The organism is Belliella buryatensis, from assembly GCF_900188245.1.
In the GTDB taxonomy this organism is placed as follows: domain Bacteria; phylum Bacteroidota; class Bacteroidia; order Cytophagales; family Cyclobacteriaceae; genus Belliella; species Belliella buryatensis.
The window spans coordinates 217,513-241,888 of the sequence record NZ_FZOK01000003.1; the positions used below are offsets into that span (position 1 = coordinate 217,513).

Below are 24,376 nucleotides of genomic sequence, written 5' to 3' on the forward strand. Positions count from 1 at the left end.
ATTGATTTTTCTATATTTGTAACAAGACAAGTAGGAAGTATGAGAGAAGATTATTTGAGTGGTGATTCGGATCATCTGAGTTCTTCGGACAAAGAAATCGAAAAAGCACTGAGACCCTTGAGTTTTGACGACTTTACAGGACAATTTAAAATCGTAGAAAATCTTAAGATCTTTGTGGCCGCTGCTAAGCGCAGGCAAGAACCTCTGGATCATGTTTTGCTGCATGGCCCTCCAGGTTTGGGAAAGACTACTTTAAGTAATATTATAGCAAACGAGCTCCAAGCAGGAATAAAAATCACCTCAGGGCCAGTTTTGGATAAACCTTCTGATTTGGCAGGTCTATTGACCAATCTTGAAGAGGGCGATGTGCTTTTTATTGATGAAATTCATAGACTCAATCCTATTGTTGAGGAATATTTATACTCTGCTATGGAGGATTTTAGGATCGATATCATGCTTGATTCTGGCCCAAATGCCCGTTCGGTGCAGATTTCTTTGAGTCCATTTACTCTTATTGGAGCTACGACCAGATCAGGATTGCTCACTTCACCTTTGAGGGCAAGGTTTGGCATCAATTCCCGATTGGAATATTATGATGCAAAGTTATTGACTGACATTGTGATCAGGTCGGCTAGTATTCTTCAAACACCCATAGATGAAATTGCGGCATTTGAAATAGCAAGAAGGAGCCGTGGTACGCCTAGAATCGCAAACATGCTTCTTAGGAGAACCCGTGACTTTGCTGAAATCAAAGGCAATGGAACCATTACCTTGGAAATCGCAAAATTCGCACTGAATGCACTCGATGTAGATGAAAATGGTCTAGATGAGATGGACAATAGAATCTTGATGACCATCATAGAAAAGTTCAAAGGTGGTCCAGTCGGATTAAGCACCATTGCTACTGCTTGTGGGGAAGAGGCGGAGACTATTGAGGAGGTTTACGAGCCATTTTTGATTCAAGAAGGGTACCTCAAACGTACTGCAAGAGGTAGGATGGCTACAGAATTGGCCTATAAGCATCTCAAAATCAAACCGAATTTTGGTAGTGAAACAGGAAGCTTATTTTCTTAATTAAAAAATTTATGTCAGCAATGACACCATTAAGGAAATAGAAAAGGGATATTTAAAATCCAGATATTAATTGACATTCGATATTCATGGATATTGGTCTTAAAGTGATGTTTAAATCTTGTAAAACACATTCACTTGCGTGATAGCGGATAATCATCATATAAAATTAAATGAGTTTACTATATTCCAAAGACAAGTATGCCCAAATTATAAAAACCCAGGCCAAAAACCTGGGCTTTGACTTTTGTGGTATTTCCAAAGCTGGATTTTTGGAAGAGGAAGCGCCAAGACTTGAGAATTGGCTCAATCAAAATTATCATGGCCAAATGGGTTATTTGGCAAACAATTTTGACAAAAGACTTGATCCAACCAAGCTGGTTGAAGGGGCAAAAACTGTGGTAAGCTTGATTTACAACTATTATCCAGCAAAAAAATTGAGTGAAGATCCCCAGGATTACAAAATCGCAAAATATGCTTATGGCAAAGATTATCATTTTGTGATCAAAGACAAGTTGAGAGATTTTCTCCAAAAATTAAACGAAGAAATAGGAGAAATTGGGGGAAGGGCTTTTGTAGATTCTGCGCCAGTAATGGAAAGACAATGGGCACAAAAATCCGGCTTGGGATGGACAGGGAAAAACAGCCTTTTGCTCAACCGCCAAATGGGAAGTTTTTTCTTTTTGGCAGAATTGATCATTGACTTGGAAGTTAGCCCAGATACTCCGATGGCAAAAGATTATTGTGGAACCTGTACAAAATGTATTGACGCTTGTCCCACAGATGCCATTGTCAAACCTGGAGTAGTGGATGGATCAAAATGTATTTCATATTTCACAATTGAGCTCAAGGATCAAATCCCCACAGAAGTGAAAGGTAAATTTGAAAATTGGGTTTTTGGATGTGATATCTGTCAAGATGTATGCCCTTGGAATAGATTTTCCAAACCACATCAAGAGCCTGAATTCAATCCCCATCCTGAATTAATGTCATTTTCAAAAAAAGATTGGGAAGAGATCACGCAAGAAACTTTCAATAAGGTATTTCAAAAATCAGCTGTAAAGCGACCAAAATTAGAGGGATTGAGGAGAAATATTTCATTTGTTAAAAAGTAAAAGGCTCCTTTTTGGGGAGCCTTAGATGTTCAGCCAGCGAGCTTGACAAAATATTTATTCAATACAGATTCGTACATATTAGCGAATGTCCTGTAACACCAGGCCTTAAATTCTTTGATCTCTGCAGGCAGAATCAAGTTAAGGCTTTTTCTCAGCTCTTTTTCGAAGAGCGCTTTGTCAAAACTCACTTTCATCAAGACAGTCTTAACATATTCTAGCATGGCTCAAAATTAATTATTGGTTAAACAGAAACAACTTTATACCCATACGATACTACATATCGTTTGTTGCGTATAAAATATAAAGTTAATTTGCAGTCATAATAAACAAACACTATGATTAGAACGAAGGCCTATTGGGTTCTGGTATTGATTTTAAGCATTATCTCCTTAAATGTTTTGGCACAAGAGGTGAAAATTGAACTTGGCCCGAGTGAGATTGCCCTCAATGAAACCTTCAGCATTAAAGTAACCATTTCTGATGATAAAATAAAATCTTACGACCAATTTCCTGAGATTTTGGGTTTTCAAAAACAGGGGATTCAGCAGTCCTCCTCCATGAATATCATCAATGGACAGATGAGCTCAACCAATAGCATTATCCAATACTATAAGCCAAGCAGAAGGGGAGAATTTCAATTAGAAAGATTTACTGTAAAAATCAATGGTAATGATTATTCCTCACAGGGTAAAACCATCACTGTAGTAGATGCCCGTGCTTCTCAGAGACAGTCTAATACTTTTGACCCTTTTGATGATCTTTTTGGTAGGGGAAATAGAGAAGAACCAGAATTTATTGAGATTGATGACGAAGCATTTTTTGCAGCTTCTGTAGATAAATCAGAGATTTTTGTAGGTGAAGGGGTGAATGTCAGCTTGGCATTTTACATGTCTGAACAGAACCAAGCTCCTTTCCAATTTTATGAGCCAGGTCGACAGTTGGATAATATTCTCAAAAAACTGAAACCTAGCAATGCTTGGGAGGAGAACTTCAATATCACCAGCATCCAACCAGAGAGAGTCAATATCAACGGCAAAAACTGGATCAAATATAAAGTGTATGAAGCCAGCTTTTTCCCTTTTTCAGATGGAGAAATTTCCATTCCATCTATCTCTTGGGAAATGATCAAATACCGGGTAGCCAAAAACCCAACTTTCTTCGGAGCTAACAGACTGGAAGACTATAAGACATTCTATTCGGCAGCCAAGTCTATTAAGGTAAAGCCACTTCCCCCCCATCCATTGAGAAATGAAATCAGTGTGGGTGAATTCCAACTTAGAGAAAACTTCAAGGAAAAAAATGTGGAAACAGGTGAAGGGATCACCTATAACTTCGGTATTTCTGGTGTGGGTAATGTAAATTCTATCTCCAAACCCCGCACAAAGCAAATTCAAAAACTCAACACTTACGACCCCAACGTAAGGCAGCAAGTCAATAAAGGGATGGGTAGAGTCACTGGTATCAAAGAATTCAGCTATTATCTCACGGTCAATGAACCGGGGGAAGTAAAGCTTTCTGATCATTTTGAGTGGATATATTTCAACCCAAGGCTTGCTAAGTATGATACACTCCGTCCGCAAGCTGTTTTGAATATCACAGGAGAATCTAAGGTTAATCAGGCCATTTCTAATCAAAGATTGGGGGGTATTTATGATTTGATCGAAGTAGAAAGTAATAAACTTTCAAACCAGCGATATAAATCTTATTTTTCCATCTTTATCAATATACTATTGGCGGCTTCGGTGATTCTGATTGCTGTCCTGATCGTGAAAAAGAGTAATGGGTAATTCATTCGGAAAAATATTTAAAATAAGCACCTTTGGGGAATCCCATGGTAAGGGGCTAGGGGTAGTTATTGAAGGCTGCCCAGCCGGATTGGCAATTGATGAAGATTTCATCAGAAATGAAATGCAGCGCAGAAAGCCAGGTCAATCCAAAATCACTACCCAAAGAAAAGAAGAAGACGAGTTCCAAATCCTATCTGGAGTATTTGAGGGAAAGAGTACTGGTACGCCTATCGGGATGGTCATCATGAATACTGACCAGAAAAGTAAAGATTATGGGCATATCGCAGATAAATTCAGACCTTCACACGCTGACTTTACTTATTTCGAAAAATACGGGATCCGAGACTATAGAGGAGGAGGTAGAAGTAGTGCAAGAGAGACCGCTGCAAGGGTAGCTGCGGGAGCTATAGCTAAGATGTTTCTCAAGCACTACGGCATCAGTGTAGATGCTTATGTGAGTCAGGTTGGGGAACTTAAACTGAATAAGTCCTATCAAGATCTAGACCTATCTAAGACAGAAGACAACATTCTTCGGTGTCCTGATCCAATAATGGCTGAGCAGATGATCGAACTTATAGATAGCGTCAGAAAATCTAGAGATACAATCGGTGGAGTTGTTTCCTGTGTAGCAAAGGGGGTACCAGCAGGGATAGGTGAACCAGTATTCGATAGGCTCCATGCTGAATTAGGCAAAGCCATGCTGAGTATCAATGCTGTCAAAGGTTTTGAATACGGAAGTGGGTTTGAAGGTATCAAAATGAAAGGTTCCGAGCATAATGATAGCTTCTACACGAATGAATTAGGAAAAGTTCGCACTAAAACTAACCATAGCGGAGGCATTCAAGGAGGTATTTCTAATGGCGAGGATATCTATTTCAATGTGGCTTTCAAACCTGTAGCTACAATTATGATAGATCAAGATTCTGTCAACGAAGCAGGCGAGTCAGTGACCGTATCAGGAAAAGGCAGACATGATCCTTGCGTGGTACCTAGAGCTGTCCCAATTGTGGAAGCCATGGCTGCTTTAGTTCTTGCTGACTACCTTTTGATCAGTCGTACAAACAAACTGTAATACATTTAACCCAAATATTATGTTCAAAAAGATACCTTTACACACCCAGATTATTGCTGGATTGGTATTAGGTCTGATTTTCGGTTTGGTAATTATCCAATTTGGAATCTCACCCGAGTTTACGGTAAACTATATCAAGCCCATTGGGACTATCTTTATCAATGCCCTCAAAATGATCGCAGTACCATTGGTATTAGCATCTTTGATTGTAGGCGTAGCCAACCTAGGAGACATTTCTAAGCTTTCCAGAATTGGTGGTAAAACTATTTTAGCGTATTTAGTCACTACAGTGATTGCCATTACGCTCGGTTTATTATTGGTCAATGTTTTTGAACCAGGGGAGCAGCTGCCACAAGACACCAGAGATAAATTGATGGCGCAGTTTGACTCTCAAGCTGGGTCTAAAGCAGCAACTGCCTCGGCCATCAAAGACCAAGGGCCTCTTCAGCCACTTGTAGACATCGTACCAGAAAACTTGATTGCCGCAGCAGCTGACAATGGAAGCATGCTGCAGGTGGTATTTTTTGCCATCATAGCAGGGATTGCTCTACTTCAGATTCCTAAAGATAAGGCAAAAACATTCACAGACTTCTTTGATGCACTTAATGATGTGATCATTAAGATAGTAGAATATATCATGATGATTGCTCCTTATGGGGTTTTTGCTCTGATGGCCTCACTGATAGTTGAGATCGCCGGAGATAATCCAGATTCGGCAGTCGAGCTACTTTTGGCTCTTTTAAAATATACTATGGTAGTGATGGGTGGCCTACTTTTGATTATAGTAGGAGTGTATTCGACCATGTTGAAAGCTTTCACCAAAATTTCTTTCAGGGATTTTATCAAGGCATTAAGGCCTGCCATGTTGCTCGGATTTTCAACCTCTTCTAGCTCTGCTACCTTACCAGTTACCATGAAATTGGTAGAAGAAGAATTGGGAGTTTCTGAGGAAGTAAGCAGCTTTGTTTTGCCTTTGGGAGCTACCATCAATATGAACGGCACGAGTCTTTACCAAGCGGTAGCAGCGGTATTCATAGCTCAGGCACTGGGTATGGACTTGACATTATCTCAGCAACTGACTATTGTATTGACAGCTACTTTGGCTGCAATTGGTTCTGCTGGTGTACCGGGAGCTGGCTTAATTATGTTGATTATCGTATTGGAAGCCATCGGAGTACCTGGTGCAGGTGTAGCTTTGATTATAGCTCCAGATAGAATTTTGGACATGTTCAGAACAGTAGTCAATATCACTGGAGATGCCGCAGTTTGTGTGACGGTAGCCTCCACAGAAGGAGAACTCCCTGCTGGACTCATCAGAGACTCTAACCCTTTCACGCCCAATGTAGAAGAATTAGAAAATAATCAATAACCCAATAATAACCCTAAAGCAAGCTACTCTAGTGACGGAGTAGCTTTTTTTTATGCCCTACCCCTCACGTAGAAAGCTTTTAAGATTTGTTAACATTTTTCTTAGATAGTCTATTTAAACCTACGAACTAATATCTGGTCTAATAGACAAGTTTCACAAATGAATGGAAACTAAGCCAACATACCATCACACCCGGGTTAGTGATGGATTACAACAAAAAACAAAACTACTAAATCAGAGAAATCATGAAAAAGTTATTGATAATTGCCGCAGTATTTTCCTTTGGAATCTTATCCGCCCATGCCCAAAGAGGTCCAATGCAGAGAAGTGGAATGAATGCAGAAAAAAGAGCCGAAATGGCAAGTCCAGAAAAAAGGGCTGAGATGATGACAAACAGGATGGCAGAAAAACTTGAGCTCAATGAAGCACAAAAGCAAGAAGTATATGCCATACATTTGGAAAACGCCAGCAAGCGCCAAGCAGAAATGGAAGCTAGAAGAGCCGAAATGAAAGCCAAAAGAGAAGAGATGCTGGCCAAGCAAAAAGAACAACAAGCTAAAATTGAAGCTGTTTTGACTCCCGAACAAAGAGAGAAATTTGTCGAGCTAAGGGATGAAAACAGAGAAAGAATGAACACGATTCGCGACGCAAGAAATAATCCAGATTCTGAAAAACTTCAACAGCGAAGTAGAGGAAATATACGCCCAAGAGGCCAAAGATAAATTTTCATAAAAGGTTGGTTAATTGAAAGTCTGAGTAATCAGATGAAAAGTAAAGAGCAGGCTTGTGGCCTGCTTTTTTAATAAAAAAACCGACCCGAGAAATCCCAGATCGGTTTAGGTTGAACTAGTGGTTTATCGTAAAATCATAAAGTGACTTCTTCCTCTACTTGATAGAAGCCTTCATCTTTTCTAGGTAGGGATGAGCTTCCCATTAGGAATTCATCCACTCTCACAGCAGCTTCTCTACCTTCGGAGATGGCCCACACTACCAAAGATTGGCCTCTACGCATATCCCCCGCCAAAAAGACTTTTTTAGAAGTAGATTGGTAATTCTTTGATTTAGGAAGGCTGTTTTCCATCTTCTCAACCTTAAAAGCTTCCAATAATCCATTCTCAGCAGGACCTATATACCCTATAGCTATGAATGCTAAATCGCAAGGAACTGTACGCTCTGTACCTGGAACTTCCACAAACTGCATCCTGCCATTTTCTTCTTTCCACTCCAGATCGACCAATACTAGTCCTGTGACTTCCCCTTTTTTATTTCCAACAAACTCCTTGGTGAGTATTGAGAATACGCGCTCAGCTCCTTCTTCGTGTGAACTTGAAGTTTTCAATGTCATTGGCCATTCTGGCCATGGATTGAGAACAGTTCTTTGTTGCGGGGGCTTTGGAAGTAATTCAAGTTGTGTAATGCTTTTTGCACCATGACGATTTGAAGTTCCGATACAATCTGAGCCTGTATCTCCCCCACCTATGACAATTACATCTTTACCTTTGGCCGAAATCGGGTTTTCTTTGATTTCACCTGCGATTACCTGATTTTGTTTGCCTAAGAAATCCATGGCAAAATGAACCCCTTTTAGATCTGAACCCTTGATGTTTAGAGATCTAGGTTGTGCAGCTCCTGTTGCCAATACTACTGCATCATAATTAGAAAGGATATTTTCCGCTTTGATATTGAAGCCAATTTCCGTCTCAGTTGAGAAAATCACACCTTCTTGCTCCATCACTTCCACACGACGGTCAATCACCCACTTCTCAAGTTTGAAATCTGGAATTCCATAGCGCAACAATCCACCGACTTTTTTATCCTTCTCGAATACTGTCACTTCATGCCCTGCTTGATTCAATTGATCGGCAGCAGCCAAGCCAGCTGGTCCAGAACCTATCACAGCTACAGTTTTGCCAGTTCTACCTTTAGGTAGTTTTGGTTTCACAAATCCATGCTCATATGCCTTCTCAGCGATATTTTTCTCAATTAATTCTATGGCTACAGGATCTTTGTTGATCCCCAATACACATGATGCCTCACAGGGCGCTGGGCAAATCCTACCGGTAAATTCTGGGAAATTGTTAGTGCTTCGTAAAATATGAAAAGCTTCCTCCCATTCATTATGGTACACAGCATCGTTAAACTCGGGTATTACATTGCCCAGCGGGCATCCCTGATGGCAAAATGGTATGCCACAATCCATGCATCGAGCTGATTGTTCATTCAACTTTTTGGCATCAAATGGCTTGTATATTTCTTTGTAATCGTTGATCCTTTCTTCTGGAGAGCGTGATTCTGGTAGCTCTCTCTTGTATTGGATAAATCCTTCTTTCGCTCCCATGTTACACTAATGTTTTTGTTTGTTCCAAAGCTCTTTTTCTCAGCACTTCTTTGTAATCTCTCGGTATTACTTTAGCAAAATGCCCTTTGTAATCTTCCCAGTGATCCAAGTAATATGTAGCAAGCGGGCTATTGGTAAGTTCCTGATGCCTTACTATCATCCCCTTGATCGTGACGAAATCATCCTCATTGAGCGGGTCTATATCGACCATCTCTGGATTGATCAAATGAAGGTAGTCTTTGAGAATATAAGCAATACCGCCACTCATCCCCGCAGCAAAGTTGCGTCCGATCTCACCCAAATTGACCACAAGACCTCCTGTCATGTACTCACACCCGTGATCTCCTATCCCTTCTACCACTGTGCTCACCCCTGAGTTACGAACACAGAATCGCTCACCTCCTTTGCCATTGATATAAGCTTCTCCCGATGTCGCTCCATAAAAGGCTACGTTACCGATTATGATATTATCCTCAGCCTTGAAGCTGGCGTTGCGACTAGGGTAGACAATGAGTTTTCCCCCTGATAGCCCTTTTCCAAAGTAGTCATTAGCTTCTCCTTCTAGTTCAAAAGTCACGCCTTTGGTCAGGAAGCCAGCAAAAGTCTGACCGGCCGAACCGATAAATTTGTACCTGATGGTGTCTTCTGGAAGTCCAGGGCTACCATATATTTTTGAGATCTCATTAGATAGCATGGCTCCTACTGATCGATCTGTATTTTTAATTTCAAATTTCCCATTTACAGGGTTGGCTTGCTCTAGCGCTGGAAGTGCTGATTTGATCAGCTTTCTATCGAGTACTTTTTTCAGCTCAAATTCCTGATCGATCTGCTTGTGGATACCCACATGATCTGGTACCTCTACCTTGTGGAATATTGGTGTGAGATCTACCTTGTCCCATTTCCAATGATTCATATTCCCAGTAGCTTTCAATACATCACTTTGACCCACCATTTCATCAATAGTTGCAAAACCTAAGGAAGCCATGATTTCTCTGAGATCTTGGGCTAAGAAAGTGAAATAGTTGACCACATGCTCTGGATCTCCCGTAAAGAGCTTTCTCAGATCTGGATTTTGTGTGGCGATACCTACTGGACAAGTATTCAAATGACACTTACGCATCATAATACAGCCTTCTACTACAAGCGCACCTGTAGATATTCCCCATTCCTCAGCGCCAAGTAGAGTAGCTATAGCGATGTCTCTGCCTGTTCTCAACTGTCCATCTGTCTGTAAGACTACGCGGCTTCTGAGGTTGTTTTTGACTAAGGTCTGATGTGCTTCTGAAAGTCCGAGCTCCCAAGGCAATCCTGCATGACGAATTGAACTGAGTGGTGATGCACCTGTTCCACCATCAGCACCTGAAATCAGGATCACATCTGATTGCGCCTTGGCTACACCTGCGGCTACTGTACCGACACCAGCTTGCGACACTAATTTGACATTGATTCTAGCTCTTCTATTTGCATTCTTTAGATCATAGATCAATTGCGCTAAGTCTTCTATTGAATAGATATCATGGTGAGGCGGCGGAGAGATCAGTCCTACACCTGGTGTGGAGTGTCTCACTCTACCGATCCAATCATCAACTTTGTGACCAGGAAGCTGTCCACCTTCCCCAGGCTTAGCGCCTTGAGCCATTTTGATTTGTATTTCCTCGGCATTACTGAGGTAGTTAGATGTCACACCAAATCTTCCTGAGGCCACCTGCTTGATTGCAGATCGCTCCCAATCCCCATTTTCTTTTCTTTCAAATCTGATTTCATCCTCTCCTCCTTCACCACTGTTACTTTTAGCACCAATTCTATTCATGGCGATGGCCAATGTCGTATGGGCTTCATGTGATATCGAGCCAAAAGACATCGCTCCTGTGGCAAATCTCTTCATAATAGATTCTACAGGCTCTACCTCTTCTATGGGTATGGATATTCTTTTCTTGAATTCAAATAATCCACGTAAGGTCAGGGCATCTTTGGTCTGTACATTGATTTTTTCAGCAAACTTTTTGTAAAGTGCATAATCATTGAGCTTGGTAGACTTCTGAAGCAAATGAATGGTTTCAGGGTTGAAAAGATGCTTTTCTCCTCTCCGCTTCCATTGGTATACTCCACCAGTCTCTAGTACTGGACGTTCATTTTGGTAGGCTGCTTGGTGCCTGACCAAGACTTCTTCTGCCAATTCATCAAATGAAATACCTGATATTCTACTCACCGTTCCTTTGAAGCATCGGTCTATTACCTCTGGCCCTAATCCAATAGCTTCAAAAATTTGAGCTCCTTGGTATGATTGGAGTGTACTGATTCCCATTTTAGATAACACCTTGAGCAATCCTTTACCTACGGCTGCTTGATAGTTGCTGAATAGTTGATTTGGTGTTAGTTTTTTGCTGAGTTGCTCTTTTTCATTGAGGTCTAAAAGAGTTTCGAGGGCTAAGTATGGGTTGATCGCAGAAGCTCCATAGCCAATAACAGTAGCAAAGTGATGCGTCTCTCTAATGTCACCTGCCTCTACTACAAGGCCTGCTCTGGTACGTAGTTTTTTCTTCACCAAATGATGGTGTACAGCGCCTATAGCTAGCAAACTAGGAATTGGTGCTTTGGATTCATCCGTACCTCTATCAGAGATGATGATGATGTTCTTGCCTGCATAGATGGCTCCTTCAGCTTGCTTTCCGAGTTCATTCAGTGCCTCGAGCAAACTACCCGGTCTGCTTGTGGCATCAAAATGTGCATATAAAGTCACAGCCCTATAGCCTTGATCTTCTAAATGTTTTAGTTTTTCTAAGTCTTCATTGAGTAAGACTGGCTGAGAGATATGGATCTGCCTTGTGTGTCTAGGGCTTTCATCCAATATATTATGGCTTTCTCCGATTCGGGTAAATAGAGACATCACCAGCTTTTCTCTGATCGGATCAATCGGAGGATTGCTGACCTGTGCAAAAAGCTGCTTAAAGTAATTTGAAATGTGTTGACTTTGCTTAGAGAGGACAGCTAAGGGCGTGTCTGCCCCCATAGAACCGATTGGCTCATAAGAGGTGTCTCCCATAGGAGCTAAGATGACCTTTACTTCCTCTGAGGTATATCCAAAAATCGTCTGCTTCTTCTTGATTTCTGCGGTATCATAAGGGTTGCTGAGGGTCTTAGGATTTGGCATCAACCTCAATTTGATCCGCTCTTCTCTTACCCACTTGTCATAAGGTTTGTTGTCACATACTGTTGATTTGACTTCATCATCAAAGGATATTTTACCCTTTTCTAAGTCTATCCAAAGCATTCTTCCAGGGCTGATTCTTCCTTTTTCTTTGACAGTAGCCTCTCTGATAGGTAGTGCGCCAGCCTCAGAAGAGAGAATGACCCGATCATCATTGGTGATGAAATATCTCAAAGGTCTCAGTCCATTTCTATCCAATGTAGCTCCGATCGATTTGCCATCAGTAAAAAGCAATGCAGCTGGACCATCCCAAGGCTCCATCAATGCAGCGTGAAATTTGTAGAATGCTTTACGCTCTTTATCCATCATCTGATTGTCTTGCCAAGCTTCTGGCACAAGCATCATCATCACATGTGGGAGCGAGCGACCACTTAAAGTCAATAGCTCTACCAATGCATCCAAGTTTGCTGAGTCTGAGTACTGCTTGTTGGTCACAGGCATGACTTTGGCTAGCTCATCATCGGTGAAGTTCACTGAGCGCATGAGTGACATCTTGGACTTCATTTTATTCAAGTTACCTCTGATCGTATTGATCTCTCCATTATGAGACAGGTACCTGAAAGGCTGCGCCAATCTCCAGTTAGGAAAAGTATTCGTAGAAAACCTTGAATGGACAATAGCCAGCCCTGAGGTGATTTTGTTGTTTTGCAGATCCTTGTAAAATGGCAGCACCTGATCAGTTCTTAGCTGACCTTTATATATAATGGTATTGGAGCTAAAACTTGCAAAATAAAAAGCATTATTTACACCAGGGATTTCTTTGTTGATCTCGCGTGTAGCATAGTTTCTCAATACATAAAGCTTGCGCTCTAGATCAATATCCTGAAGCCCATCTCTATGTCTTACAAATACTTGCTCAATGATAGGCATTACATCCAATGCACCTGACCCAGGAACTGTTTCGTCTACAGGAACTTGTCTATATCCAAGTAATTTGAACCCAAGTTCTTTAATGATCTCGTTAAGCCGTTCTTTAGACTTCTTGTAAAGCTGTTTGTTTTTGGGGAAAAATGTCATTCCCACACCATAGCTTCCTTCTCCGGGGATATCAAAGCCGGCCCTGCTAGTGACTTCTTTCAAAAATGAATGAGGTATTTGAATCAAAATCCCGGCACCATCGCCAGTCTTCGGATCACTTCCTCTACCTCCTCTGTGCTCCATGTTACTCAACATATAGAGTGCATCGCTGATGGTCTCGTGAGTTTTGACTCCTTTGACGTTGACGACCGCACCTATACCACAAGAATCATGTTCAAATGCTGAACGGTACAATCCTTTATTCATTATCAATAAGTTTAATAGGTTTTCAATTTGATTGCTGAATTTACAAAAAATATTCTTTTTATTAAAATTTAAGCAACCAAATAGCTATTTATATACATAGTTTGTATTGTAAAATGACTTTAATTACCAGATATAAAAAATAAACTTCGGTTCATTTTAATTACACATACAATAATTTTATTGTTGAAAATTAAAAAATAGGTTCAAAAATCAGTCATTCTTTTTACTTTTTTTGTTAAATCAATGAATCTAGGTTCTAAAGTTTTCAATTGAAAAAAATTTAAAAATTTTTCACTTGACAATAAAAAATTCACAATTACCAAAAGCTTTTGTTACTCAACTCCACTTCTTAATCTATTGTAATTGAGGAGAAATACAAACTATTATTTGGATGATGAAATATGTTTCTCAATCCTCGTAATGCCCTAGGTCTTTCTCTTCTCCGGTAATAATTCTTACTTTGACCTTCTTAATCTTGCGGGTATCCACGGCGAGAATGGTAAATTCAAAGTCCCCAAAATTGATTTTGACGCCATTCTTTGGAAGGTTAGAATTGAGCTCCAGCAAAAGCCCGCCCAAGGATTCACTTTCTCCTTTGACTTCATCAAAAATACCAGCATCTAAATCAAGCTTTTTGCAAAAATCATTAAGAGACACTTTACCTTCAAAAACAAAAGTCTGCGGATCAATTTCTTTGAAATAAAAGTCTTCTAAGTCATCAAATTCATCATTGATTTCTCCAATAATCTCTTCTATCAAATCTTCCAAAGTAACCAAACCTGAAGTACCACCATATTCATCTACTACAATGGCCATGTGGACTCGCTTCTGTTGAAAATCCTTGAGCAAGGCATCAACTTTCTTATTTTCTGGAACAAAGAAGCCTTTTCTAATCAATGTCTGCCATTGAAAATCTTCCTCCTTTTCTATATGCGGAAGCAAATCCTTGATGTAAAGAATCCCTTCAATATTATCTATGGTTTCATTGTAAACTGGGATCCTAGAATAGCCGCTTTTATTGATTTTATCCATCAATTCATGAAAATCGGTATCCAAATCGACTGCTGTGATTTCCATACGAGATTTCATGACCTGCTTGACTGAGAGGGTTCCGAAGTTTACTATTCCTCTTAAAATATCTTTTTCTTCTTCAGAAGTATCTTCGGTTGTGATTTCAATGGCTTGATGTAGCTCATCTACGGATAAGGAATAACCTCTTTTCTCGATTCTTCTTTCGATAATGTTGCTAATTCCCATCAAGAATAGAGAAAGTGGCTTTAATAAAACAGAAAAAAATTGAATGATAGGCGCCATCATTAATGAAAACTCCTGCTTGGCTTTGGTTGCATATACTTTGGGAACAATCTCTCCAAAAAACACAATAGCAAAGGTAACCCCTATGGTTTGAATTAAAATAATTACAATACCAGTCGCATTGAGTCCAAAAATACTCCAAGTTACAAAAGTAGTTAAGGTGACAATTCCAATATTGATCAAGTTATTGAGAATCAGAATTGTACTCAGAAGTCGCTGAGGGTTTTCAACCAAGTGAATTACTTTGGGCGCATTTTTTTCCGCCCGATCATTCAAATCTATAAGGTCTTCTGTAGTCAGGGAAAAAAATGCGACTTCTGAGCCTGAAATCAATCCTGATCCAATCAATAAAAGAATAAATATCAATCCATTAATCAAAAGATAGCTGACCGAGACCTCTGAGATCTCAGCCAGCAACATTATACTCGGATATGGGTCGTCCATTAATGTCTAAGTTGTTTTTGCAAAATTAACCAATTCTAAATAAGAAGCTCAATTTCAGCTTAATTACTAAGCTAAAGATCAGAAATTATCTTTTTTGTATCAAGTACTTATAGTTTTGCTTAATTCAGATTGGTAGATAAAGCGATGTAAGGCCCTCCTAGAAAGGAAGATCATCTTCTTCTCCAGGACCTTCTGACACAGTAGGAGAAGGCATCTGTTGCGGTGGAGCATTGTTATAACTTTGATTAGAAGCACCTGGAGAGCCACCACTTTGGCCATCTGGCCTACCATCTAGCATGGTCAGACTAAGCACTCTGATTTTGGTTCTTTTTCTATTGTTACCTTGCTCGTCCTGCCAAGTATCACTTTTAATTTTGCCTTCTACGTAGAGCTTGCTGCCTTTTTTCATATACTGTTCGGCGACGCGAGCCAGTCCATCCCATACTTCTAAGTCGTGCCATTCGGTGTTTTCTACCCTATTGCCACTTCTGTCTTTGTATGCTTCTGTAGTAGCCAATCTGAGATTTGCCACCACCTTGTCACCTTCAAGGTGCTTAACTTCTGGATCTGCACCTAGGTTACCGATTAAAATTACTTTATTTACTCCGGCCATAATTGTATTAGTTTAAATGTTTGACAAAAAGTTTCCGATTAAATTTAAGCATTATTTTTCTCCGTTCAAAAACCGCAAGATCAACCTTGGCTTTGGAAGGTTTTCGAGGGTTTCCATATCTACAATCTCAAATCCTCGCTGAATAACCCAATCTCGAAGTACCTTATTATGTTTTTCATTAATCACAAACTCTACAAAGTTGGCGAAAATTCTTTGATGTGTGAGTATATGCTTGAAGGTACTTTCAGGGTAAAATCTAATTTTGTCAGTAATTGTCTCAATACCTGACAGCAAGCCGAGCCCATCTACATCTGTGATCAAGCTATTTGCTGTTTCTTCCAAAGGAAAATCATATAAACCTTGCCAAATATCCCCTGCTCCACGTTGCTTGACAATCACTTCTGTCCCACATCTAATATAAAGATAATTAAAGTACCTGGTCTTGACTTTTATCCTATTGATTTTAACAGGAAGCTGTTCTACCAAACCATCTTTAAAAGCAGAACAGCCTTGTTGCAAAGGACAATGCAAGCAATCAGGATTTTTAGGTGTGCATTGTAAGGAGCCAAATTCCATGATTGCTTGATTATACTGCCCTGGTTGTTCTTTAGATATAAACCTATTGGCCATGGCTTCAAATTCCTTTTTGCCAGCATGACTTGCAATATCTGTACTAACCCCAAAGTACCTAGCCAATACCCTAAACACATTCCCATCCACTACTGCAACACTTTGATCAAAGGCAAAAGAGGCAATAGCCGCTGCTGTGTAGCTACCTACCCCTTTGAGGCGAAGAAGCTCTTGGTATGAATTAGGAAATTGCCCTCCATGGACAGAAACAACCTCTTTGGCACATTGGTGCAGGTTGCGAGCGCGACTATAGTAACCGAGACCTTGCCACAGCCGCATAACTTCATCAGCTGGGGCTTCTGCTAAATTTTCTACTTTTGGATATTTATTGATAAATTTTTCAAAATAAGGAAGCCCTTGTGCTACACGTGTTTGCTGAAGAATTATTTCAGAAAGCCAAATTATATAAGGGTCTTTGGTGTTTCTCCATGGTAAATCCCTTTTGTGAAGCCAATACCAATCCAATAAAATAGAGGCGAAATACTTGTTATTCAAAATGTTGAAATTTTTATTTAAGAATATTCGTTAAACAAATGAAGCTAATTTTGGGCAATATGTTTTTATATTGAAATGCTTCTTGTAAATTTGCAGTCCCAAAATTAGTTGGTTAATAGGTCGTTAAGCTTATTCGATAATAATTTAAATTAAACTAACAGTGACTAAAGCAGAAGTAATTAACAAGATTTCGGACAAAACTGGAATCCAGAAAGACGATGTGACTCAGACCATTGAGGCGTTCTTCAAAGTTGTAAAAGATTCCATGGCAGAGGGAGACAATATTTATGTGAGAGGATTTGGCAGCTTCATTAATAAGAAGAGAGCTAAAAAAATCGCCCGAAATATCTCTAAGAACACTGCAATTGTGATCGATGAGCATTATGTGCCAGCCTTCAAGCCTTCGAAGGTATTTATCGAGAAAATTAAAAACAGCAAGAAAATTAAAGAACTAGCTCCTCAGGATTAATTCCTGAGAGCTTTTTTCCTGATGAAAAAATCCCAAATCATAGCCATAGTCATCGGAGTCGCAGCTATTGCGATTTTGTTCTCTTTGCCACGCGTAGTCGTGGACAATGACGAGGGAGGGGCTCAAATCACCGAGTCAGAAGAATCCAATACTTCAAATCCAGCTGATATGCACTTGGGCACTGTAGATGAATCTATGGCTGCTGAGATTGCGTCACTTAGGGGACAAATGGAAGCAGAAGATAATCAGGAAAATTTCGCTACCTTTGCTGACGCTATCGCCGAGCTTTATTTAGAGGCAGGCAAATTTGACAGTGCGGCCTACTTCTATGAATTGGCGGCAGAAAAGATCAATAGCCTAGCGCGATTGGAAAAAACAGGTACTGCTTATTACGAGGCATATACATTTGCACTCAATGAGCAAAAAGTGGCTTTCTTAGCCGAAAAAACTAGGAGCTACCTCAATCAAGTTTTGGAGAAAGATCCAAAACGTCTAGACTTGAAAACCAAAGTAGCCATGACTTATGTCTCTTCTTCCAATCCCATGCAAGGTATCACCATGCTGAGGGAAGTATTGGAAGCTGAGCCTACAAATGAAGATGCACTATTCAATATGGGAGTGCTCTCCATGCAGTCAGGCCAATATAAGAGAGCAGCTGATAGATTTGAAGAGTTGGTCAAATACCATCCAAATAATCTACAAGGGCAATTTTATCTGGCTGTGAGTTACTTTGAATCCAAGCAGAATAACAAAGCAAAAAAGCAATTCGAGCAAGTGAAGGATATGACGACAGATCCTATGGTTTTGTCTAGTGTAGATAGCTATCTGGAAAGGCTGTAAAATAATTGTTCAACTTTAAATCTTTAAAACTATGCCTTGCGGTAAAAAAAGAAAAAGACATAAGATCGCTACGCACAAGCGTAAGAAGAGACTTAGAAAAAACAGACACAAGAAGAAGTAATTAATTACTTCTTCTTTTTGAGTTTTTACAGTAAACGTTCATTCACATAAATAGAGACACGATTTGAGCACAGAATTAATAATCGATTCTGCTCAAAGCGGTAGTCGTATCGCCCTTTTGAAGGATAAGGGCTTGGTGGAACTTCATTCTGATGGAGATGACAACAAGTTCAAAGTGGGAGATATCTATCTCGGCACAGTACGGAAAATTGTCAATGGGCTGAATGCAGCTTTCATTGACGTAGGTTATGAAAAGGATGCCTTCCTGCATTATCAGGATCTTGGCCCCCAGATCAATAGTCTCAATAAATTCACCAAACTGGCTAAGAATGGAAATCTCTTCGCTTACAATTTGAAAGGACTAGACCTTGAACAGGATATAGAAAAGCTTGGAAAAATTTCCAATGTCCTTCCTAAAAACAACCAAATCCTGGTACAAGTAGTCAAAGAACCGATCTCAACGAAAGGTCCTCGACTATCCTGTGAGCTCTCCATTGCCGGTCGATATCTGGTACTCGTTCCTTTCTCTAACACAGTCAATGTGTCCAAGAAAATACGCAGTGCAGATGAAAGGCGCAGGCTCGTGAGGCTTATCACTTCTATCAAACCCGCCAATTTTGGTGTAATCATCAGAACAGTCGCCGAAGGTCAGTCAGTCACAGAACTAGACAAAGACTTGAGGAACTTGGTGAATACTTGGGAAGATGGAATGAAGAAGCTTCCAAAAGCCAAGCCTAAAGACAAGATAATAGGAGAAATGAGTATGGCATCCTCTATCATTAGAGACCTGCTCAACGAATCATTCGATGCAATCACAGTAGAGGATGAATTGATCTACGATCAGATCCGATCTTATATCAGATCGATCGCCCCTGAAAAGGAAAAAATTGTTAAGCTTTACAACGGTAAAGCAAAGCTCTTTGAAAGTTTTGGAATAGAGAAGCAAATCAAAAGCTTGTTTGGTCAGACAGTCAGCCTCCCTCAAGGTGGCTATGTCATCATAGAACATACAGAAGCCCTGCACGTCATCGATGTGAACAGTGGTAATAAGTCCAATCAAGAAAGTGATCAGGAAACAACAGCACTAAAAACTAACCTGGTCGCTGTTAAAGAAATTGCTAGACAATTGCGCCTCCGAGATATGGGAGGTATCATCGTCATTGACTTCATTGACATGAAGAAGGCTGATAACAAGAAGGCCATTTATGATGCAATGAAGGAAGAGATGAAATCAGATAGGTCCAAGAACACCGTGCTACCATTGACCAAATTTGGTCTTATGCAAATCACAAGGCAACGCGTGCGACCTGAAGTTAACATTGTCACCAAAGAAACTTGTCCGGCCTGCAATGGTACGGGCAAAATACAAGCTTCTATCTTGGTAGCAGATAAACTAGAGAAAGATCTAGAACATATTGCTACCATCCAAAACGTATCGAAAATCCACATCGGATTGCACCCCTACTTGCATGCCTACTTTACGAACGGCATCATTTCACAGCGGGTGAGATGGTTTTTCAAATATTTCAAGTGGGTAAAGCTGATCAAAGATTCCTCACTACCTGTGACGGAGTACAGATTCCTGGACGATTCAGGAGAAGAAATAGAACTTCAAGTTAAAAGCGAGACTGAATAGTCTCGCTTTTTTTGTGGGTAATAGCCCAGTTTAGATAAGAACTTTTCCAAAGTTCCAAACTTTGGAAAAGTTAAACACGAATTAAAGCAGTCTGATTTTTAGTAGATTAGAATTCTCTAGCACTAAACTTTGTTTTATAAATGTTAATTTTTTAGTTTACACTGTTCTTCAAAAAACTTATGAAAAAACACACGCATTTCATCTTTGTACTTGGTTTACTCTTCTCTTGTAGTCAAAAGGCTACAGATGATTTTGGGGAAGTGTTCTCCTATAATTTAGATACTTTGGTGATTGACTCTAAAGATAGAAATCTCGATCTATCTAGAAATATCACCAATGCGAGTGTAAATATGGAGAAAAATACCATTTATCAATTCAATAAGTTTGATCATTCAATAGATGAGATCAACCTATAAAAACTGGAGTATGTACAAAGTATTCCTTTTGCTAAGGAAAGGCCTAATGGTACAAGTCATATCAATTATATCTATGCACTGGCAGATGATTTGTTTTTTATCAAAGGATCTGTCAAATCAGGGGTATTCAATAAGGACGCTGAGCTGCTCAAAAGTGCTGATCGGTCAAAGGTTAACGATGGTGACGATTTTCAGATGATGAAATGGGGTTTGTAAGGGTAAGCTTGGGGAATTAAGTTCCACTAGCAGGCCTAAACTTCTCTTGTAAACTTTTCAAAAAGTACCTCAATACTTGGTCTTTACAGGGACGGTATTGGCTTTGGGTGGGCTTGCGGAATAGTGCGCTGAGTTCATGCTTGCTAAACCTAAACCCTATCAAATCCAAGGCATCCAAGATATCTTCATCCTTCATGTTCAGGGCTATCTTGAGCTTCCTGAATACCATGTTGTTGTTCAGACTCTTCTCTGGCTTGGGGTCTTCCCCCTCCTTTTTACCACGATTTTTGACGATCAGTCCATTTAAGAACGCAGACAAATCTACATCGTAAATAGCATTAAATCCGGGATCATCATCCCTTTTGAGCCAATTACTCACAGTTTCTCTGTTGACCTCAAGTGTTCCCTTCTTGAAAATTGAGATCATCTGTTCATCATTGAAATCAAATGTGTAGCGGAGGCTTCTGAGTATATCGTTGTTGTTCATTTAATCTTTATTTAACACTATAGCTCAGTCTCATCGTAATCGAAGCTGTTTTTTCTTTTGAACTTGTATTGAAAGTTCCACCCCAAGAATAGTCCTCTGTGGAATTTTGACCGGTGATTTGGAATATTCCCATGTTGGCAGAGATTAGTTTTCCTAGTTTGGAGCCAGAGTTTTGGGCAATGCGTTCGGCCCTGAGACGAGCATCCTCAGTGGCTTTGGAGATCATCTCGATTTTGAGACTTTCTAGTTTGGTATAATAATACCGTGGTGATTGGGAATAAAACTTGACGCCTTGCAGGAGCAGTTCTGTGATTTCTCTAGAGATTTGTTCTACTTTATCCACATCATTGGATTCTATTTGGATAGACTGGTTCAACTGATATCCCAAAAATGTCTGACCCATGTAATTGCCATTGTTGTTATAATTTTGCTGGTATTGGGGGTTGGTATTGACGGCTTTGAAGATAATTTGTTCTTGCGGAATTCCTTTTTCCACAAGGTAGCTGGTTACTGCCTTTCGATCTTTTTCTAAATCGGTATAGGCATCTTTGATTTCAAAACTTTCCCGACTGAAGTTTCCTTCCCAGACTACCAAGTCAGAGGTGAAGTTTTGCTCCCCGAGTCCAGTCACGTCTACAGTTCCTGACTTTTTATTTCTGTTGACAATGGAATTGCCTAAAATAGCCACAGAAACGACGATAGCTAATGCAAAAATAATAGCCGTAAGATGCTTTTTCATAAGAGTGCGTTCATACCTTAAATGTAGAAAGATTTGGAGGATTTACTGAACGATCATACGGTATTCTTGGTCTATTTTATTTTGAAGATCGATTAGATAGCCATTCACGAGGGCATATTTCAACTCTTCACCTTTTGCCAAATAGAAGTTTGGGCTGCCTCCAGTTCTGATTTTAAAAGGAATTTTGTCCTTTTGGGACAATATCAAAATAGGTAAATTATAGATTTCATTGCCTTTTGCTTCTTTCACAATTACAGCTAAGTAGCCACTTTTCAATAGTTGATCAGCTTTTTCTTTGGTGATATTTGAGATTTGGTCAAATGGCGTTTCATAAATCTTGCCTTCACGGATTTCAAGTTCTGAAGCGTCCAAGGTTTCATAGCCGTAAAAGACAGAAAGATCCCCCATATCTTCAATGCTACCATTGACATAATAACCCTCTTGGGTATCTGCTTCCCTTCTTCTGATACCCAAATCAGCCTGATAAGTATAGCCAGAATTCTCCAAGCTAAGGTTCTTAATCATCACATCCATCAATTTCAAATCATTGTCAGGAATGGCATAATAATCCTCCAGCTTGTATTGTGGATAAGTCTGTTCTGCAATTTGAATCAAAGCATGAAGCATCATCATAAAGTTAAGCTTTCTGATGTTTTGCTTCTCTGGATCCTGTGGATAACCTCCAGACTCAATCAAGATCGTACTTGTACCCCACTTTTGAAAATTATCCCCAAATGCTCTAGGCTCAAAGGCGTCATCATATTTTCCTACTTGGCCTGGAATAGTCTGTTGCAGCATCTGATTCATCCCTATGATGACCTGCATGGCTCTTTTTCGTACTTCATTCACCTCTGTCTCGTAATTATAAGCTGGAGCAAGTACAGAAATAGTAGCAGGCTTTGATGTTTTACTCACATTGTAATAAATCTGCTGATCGTGCAGATTGAACCCAAAGTCAGGTTCAAAGGTATCTCTAGCATTTTTTAAGATTTTAGCTTCAGGAGAGACTAATGCTACTGCATCTCTATTCAGATCAATTTCCAATTTATTTCTTCTTATCCACATATCCATCCCATCAGGATTGACAATGGGAATAATACGAATCTGGAGTTTTGATAAGATTTTTTCTCTGATATCCACATAATCATCTTCCTGTCCTTCCAAAAAGTTCATCAGATCAAAAAGTGCCATGGTAGCTGTACTTTCATTTCCATGCATTTGAGACCAGAGCATGACTTTGGTGGAGCCATTTCCAATGCTGAGTTGGAAAATAGGCTTTTGCTCTACAGACTTTCCAATTTCTTCAATTTGAAAAAGCGCATCCCTTTCTTTGATTAAATGAATGACTGAATCATACTTAAACCTTCTTTGCTGTATATCTGGTTGCCGATACAGTTCATAAGCGCTTTCCAATTGTTCAGGATTTAATGCTGAACCTTTTTCAAGTGTTGGTTTGCAACAAAATAGGGCAATAAGAGATAAGATTTGTAAGCTTCTTTTCAGCGTCTTCATAGGCGAATGGTTATCTTTATCTAAAATTAGCTAAAAATAGCGTATCCCAGAATTTTAAATGTAAACCTATGAAGCTTTCCTTTTATGTCAGAGACCTTGAATTGAAGCATACCTTCACCATTGCACATCAGAGTAGGGATATTCAAGATACTGTAATCGTCAAACTCGAAGATGAAGGATATTATGGCTTGGGCGAGACGACCACAAATCCGTTTTATGGAATGACCCAAGAAAACATCTGCATGAGCCTTGAAGCAGCTAGGCGGGTTGTGGAAACAGTAGCTTGGGAAATTCCAGAGGAACTATGGGAAATTAGTAAAACGATCTTTGTAGATAACCCTTTTGCCCAATGTGCATTGGATATGGCCGCTTGGGATTTGTTTACAAAGAAGAAGGGCTTGAAGCTCTATGAATATCTTAAACTAGATCCTAAAAATATTCCTTTGACGAACTTTACTATAGGGATAGATACTATGGATAAGATGATTGCTAAGATGCAGGAAGTAGATTGGCCACTCTATAAAATCAAGCTGGGTACTGACCATGATTTGGAAATTATCCGTGGATTGAGAAAGCATACGGCTTCTCCATTTAGAATCGATGCCAATTGTGCTTGGACTGCGGAGCAAGCCATCCTGTTTTCTGAAGAGCTGAAAACGTTGAATGTGGAGTTTATGGAGCAGCCTTTGGGCAAAGATGATTTGGAAGGGATGAAGGAAGTGTTCAAATTCAGCAAGCTACCAGTCATCGCTGACGAGAGTTGTATTGTAGAATCAGATGTAAAAAAATGCCATGGGCTATTTCATGGGATTAATGTGAAATTGGTCAAAGCTGGAGGAATTACACCTGGATTAAGAATGATTGCAGAAGCAAAAAAATTAGGAATGAAAACCATGGTTGGTTGCATGACTGAATCTTCGGTAGGGATTACAGCGATCGCACATATTGCTCCTCTTTTAGATTATGTTGATATGGATGGCGCAATGCTTCTGAAAAAGGACATTGCCAAAGGAGTAATTATTACAGATAAATCAGTCACTTTTCCTGAAGGGAATGGGATAGGGGCGGAGATGGTAGATTAATGTTTTATGCAGAATTAACGGATATAAAATCTGATATATAGGTGTAGTTTCAAACTACACCAAGTGGGGAGGTTTCAAACTTGACCTGGATAGGCGTATTGCCCTGACTGTATTTTTAA

At 39.8% G+C, this 24,376-nt stretch carries 21 protein-coding genes; 12 read left to right on the forward strand and 9 right to left on the reverse strand.

Annotated elements, in window-relative coordinates:
• Positions 1–39: 39 nt before the first annotated feature.
• Both ruvB and queG read left to right on the forward strand, forming a co-directional pair.
• Positions 40–1,074 (forward strand): Holliday junction branch migration DNA helicase RuvB, encoded by a 1,035-nt coding sequence (ruvB, locus tag CHB66_RS04580; RefSeq protein WP_089238611.1) that lies wholly within the window; start codon positions 40–42, stop codon positions 1,072–1,074.
• Between the two features lie 170 nt (positions 1,075–1,244).
• Entirely contained in the window at positions 1,245–2,186 is a 942-nt protein-coding gene (queG, locus tag CHB66_RS04585; RefSeq protein WP_089238428.1) for a tRNA epoxyqueuosine(34) reductase QueG, read from the forward strand.
• Positions 2,187–2,215: 29 nt separating this feature from the next.
• On the opposite strand, the gene CHB66_RS04590 is transcribed toward queG, so the two are convergent.
• Positions 2,216–2,407, reverse strand: a complete 192-nt coding sequence (locus tag CHB66_RS04590) for a hypothetical protein (protein ID WP_076498608.1) — start codon at positions 2,405–2,407, stop codon at positions 2,216–2,218.
• A 114-nt stretch (positions 2,408–2,521) separates the two neighbouring features.
• Here CHB66_RS04590 and CHB66_RS04595 point away from each other — a divergent pair, with 114 nt between their 5' ends.
• The 4 genes from CHB66_RS04595 to CHB66_RS04610 all read left to right on the forward strand — a co-directional run bounded on the left by CHB66_RS04595 (position 2,522) and on the right by CHB66_RS04610 (position 7,136).
• A complete protein-coding gene (locus CHB66_RS04595; RefSeq protein WP_089238430.1) occupies positions 2,522–3,973 on the forward strand; it encodes a BatD family protein in 1,452 nt (483 codons plus the stop codon).
• Positions 3,966–5,045: a chorismate synthase gene (gene aroC, locus CHB66_RS04600; protein ID WP_089238432.1), complete on the forward strand. Its 1,080-nt coding sequence runs from the start codon at positions 3,966–3,968 to the stop codon at positions 5,043–5,045. Before CHB66_RS04595 ends, aroC begins: the two co-directional genes overlap by 8 nt.
• A gap of 19 nt (positions 5,046–5,064) precedes the next feature.
• Complete coding sequence (locus CHB66_RS04605) at positions 5,065–6,414, forward strand: dicarboxylate/amino acid:cation symporter (RefSeq protein WP_089238434.1); 1,350 nt, start codon at positions 5,065–5,067, stop codon at positions 6,412–6,414.
• A gap of 245 nt (positions 6,415–6,659) precedes the next feature.
• On the forward strand, positions 6,660–7,136 hold the full coding sequence (locus CHB66_RS04610) for a Spy/CpxP family protein refolding chaperone (protein ID WP_089238436.1): 477 nt from the start codon (positions 6,660–6,662) through the stop codon (positions 7,134–7,136).
• Positions 7,137–7,279: 143 nt separating this feature from the next.
• Here CHB66_RS04610 and CHB66_RS04615 read toward each other — a convergent pair whose 3' ends face one another.
• The 5 genes from CHB66_RS04615 to mutY all read right to left on the reverse strand — a co-directional run bounded on the left by CHB66_RS04615 (position 7,280) and on the right by mutY (position 16,740).
• The gene (locus CHB66_RS04615) at positions 7,280–8,752 is read right to left on the reverse strand and encodes a glutamate synthase subunit beta (RefSeq protein WP_089238438.1); all 1,473 of its coding nucleotides are present in this window, start codon (positions 8,750–8,752) and stop codon (positions 7,280–7,282) included.
• Between the two features lies 1 nt (position 8,753).
• Positions 8,754–13,244, reverse strand: coding sequence for a glutamate synthase large subunit (gene gltB, locus CHB66_RS04620; RefSeq protein WP_089238440.1), 4,491 nt, complete (start codon positions 13,242–13,244; stop codon positions 8,754–8,756).
• Between the two features lie 408 nt (positions 13,245–13,652).
• On the reverse strand, positions 13,653–15,002 hold the full coding sequence (gene gldE / locus CHB66_RS04625) for a gliding motility-associated protein GldE (RefSeq protein ID WP_089238443.1): 1,350 nt from the start codon (positions 15,000–15,002) through the stop codon (positions 13,653–13,655).
• A 157-nt stretch (positions 15,003–15,159) separates the two neighbouring features.
• Positions 15,160–15,615, reverse strand: coding sequence for a single-stranded DNA-binding protein (locus CHB66_RS04630; protein WP_089238445.1), 456 nt, complete (start codon positions 15,613–15,615; stop codon positions 15,160–15,162).
• Positions 15,616–15,666: 51 nt separating this feature from the next.
• Complete coding sequence (gene mutY / locus CHB66_RS04635; RefSeq protein ID WP_089238447.1) at positions 15,667–16,740, reverse strand: A/G-specific adenine glycosylase; 1,074 nt, start codon at positions 16,738–16,740, stop codon at positions 15,667–15,669.
• A gap of 160 nt (positions 16,741–16,900) precedes the next feature.
• On the opposite strand from mutY, the gene CHB66_RS04640 reads away from it, so the two are divergent.
• The 5 genes from CHB66_RS04640 to CHB66_RS17275 all read left to right on the forward strand — a co-directional run bounded on the left by CHB66_RS04640 (position 16,901) and on the right by CHB66_RS17275 (position 20,437).
• Positions 16,901–17,209 carry an HU family DNA-binding protein gene (locus CHB66_RS04640; protein ID WP_076498592.1) on the forward strand — a complete coding sequence of 103 codons (309 nt, stop codon included), beginning with the start codon at positions 16,901–16,903 and terminating at the stop codon, positions 17,207–17,209.
• Positions 17,210–17,230: 21 nt separating this feature from the next.
• Positions 17,231–18,049 carry a tetratricopeptide repeat protein gene (locus CHB66_RS04645; protein ID WP_089238449.1) on the forward strand — a complete coding sequence of 273 codons (819 nt, stop codon included), beginning with the start codon at positions 17,231–17,233 and terminating at the stop codon, positions 18,047–18,049.
• Positions 18,050–18,233: 184 nt separating this feature from the next.
• A complete protein-coding gene (locus tag CHB66_RS04650; RefSeq protein ID WP_089238451.1) occupies positions 18,234–19,805 on the forward strand; it encodes an Rne/Rng family ribonuclease in 1,572 nt (523 codons plus the stop codon).
• 179 nt (positions 19,806–19,984) lie between these two features.
• Positions 19,985–20,221, forward strand: coding sequence for a hypothetical protein (locus tag CHB66_RS04655; protein WP_089238453.1), 237 nt, complete (start codon positions 19,985–19,987; stop codon positions 20,219–20,221).
• Between the two features lie 3 nt (positions 20,222–20,224).
• Positions 20,225–20,437: a DUF4221 family protein gene (locus CHB66_RS17275; RefSeq protein ID WP_394335274.1), complete on the forward strand. Its 213-nt coding sequence runs from the start codon at positions 20,225–20,227 to the stop codon at positions 20,435–20,437.
• Between the two features lie 16 nt (positions 20,438–20,453).
• Here CHB66_RS17275 and CHB66_RS04660 read toward each other — a convergent pair whose 3' ends face one another.
• The 3 genes from CHB66_RS04660 to CHB66_RS04670 are packed head-to-tail and all read right to left on the reverse strand — an operon-like array spanning position 20,454 to position 23,175.
• Positions 20,454–20,924 carry a YehS family protein gene (locus CHB66_RS04660; protein ID WP_089238455.1) on the reverse strand — a complete coding sequence of 157 codons (471 nt, stop codon included), beginning with the start codon at positions 20,922–20,924 and terminating at the stop codon, positions 20,454–20,456.
• A 7-nt stretch (positions 20,925–20,931) separates the two neighbouring features.
• Positions 20,932–21,663 (reverse strand): SIMPL domain-containing protein, encoded by a 732-nt coding sequence (locus CHB66_RS04665; protein ID WP_089238457.1) that lies wholly within the window; start codon positions 21,661–21,663, stop codon positions 20,932–20,934.
• 42 nt (positions 21,664–21,705) lie between these two features.
• Positions 21,706–23,175: a M14 family zinc carboxypeptidase gene (locus CHB66_RS04670; RefSeq protein ID WP_089238459.1), complete on the reverse strand. Its 1,470-nt coding sequence runs from the start codon at positions 23,173–23,175 to the stop codon at positions 21,706–21,708.
• 68 nt (positions 23,176–23,243) lie between these two features.
• Between CHB66_RS04670 and CHB66_RS04675 the strand changes: the two genes are divergently transcribed.
• On the forward strand, positions 23,244–24,257 hold the full coding sequence (locus CHB66_RS04675) for a dipeptide epimerase (protein ID WP_089238461.1): 1,014 nt from the start codon (positions 23,244–23,246) through the stop codon (positions 24,255–24,257).
• The last annotated feature ends 119 nt before the right edge of the window (positions 24,258–24,376 follow it).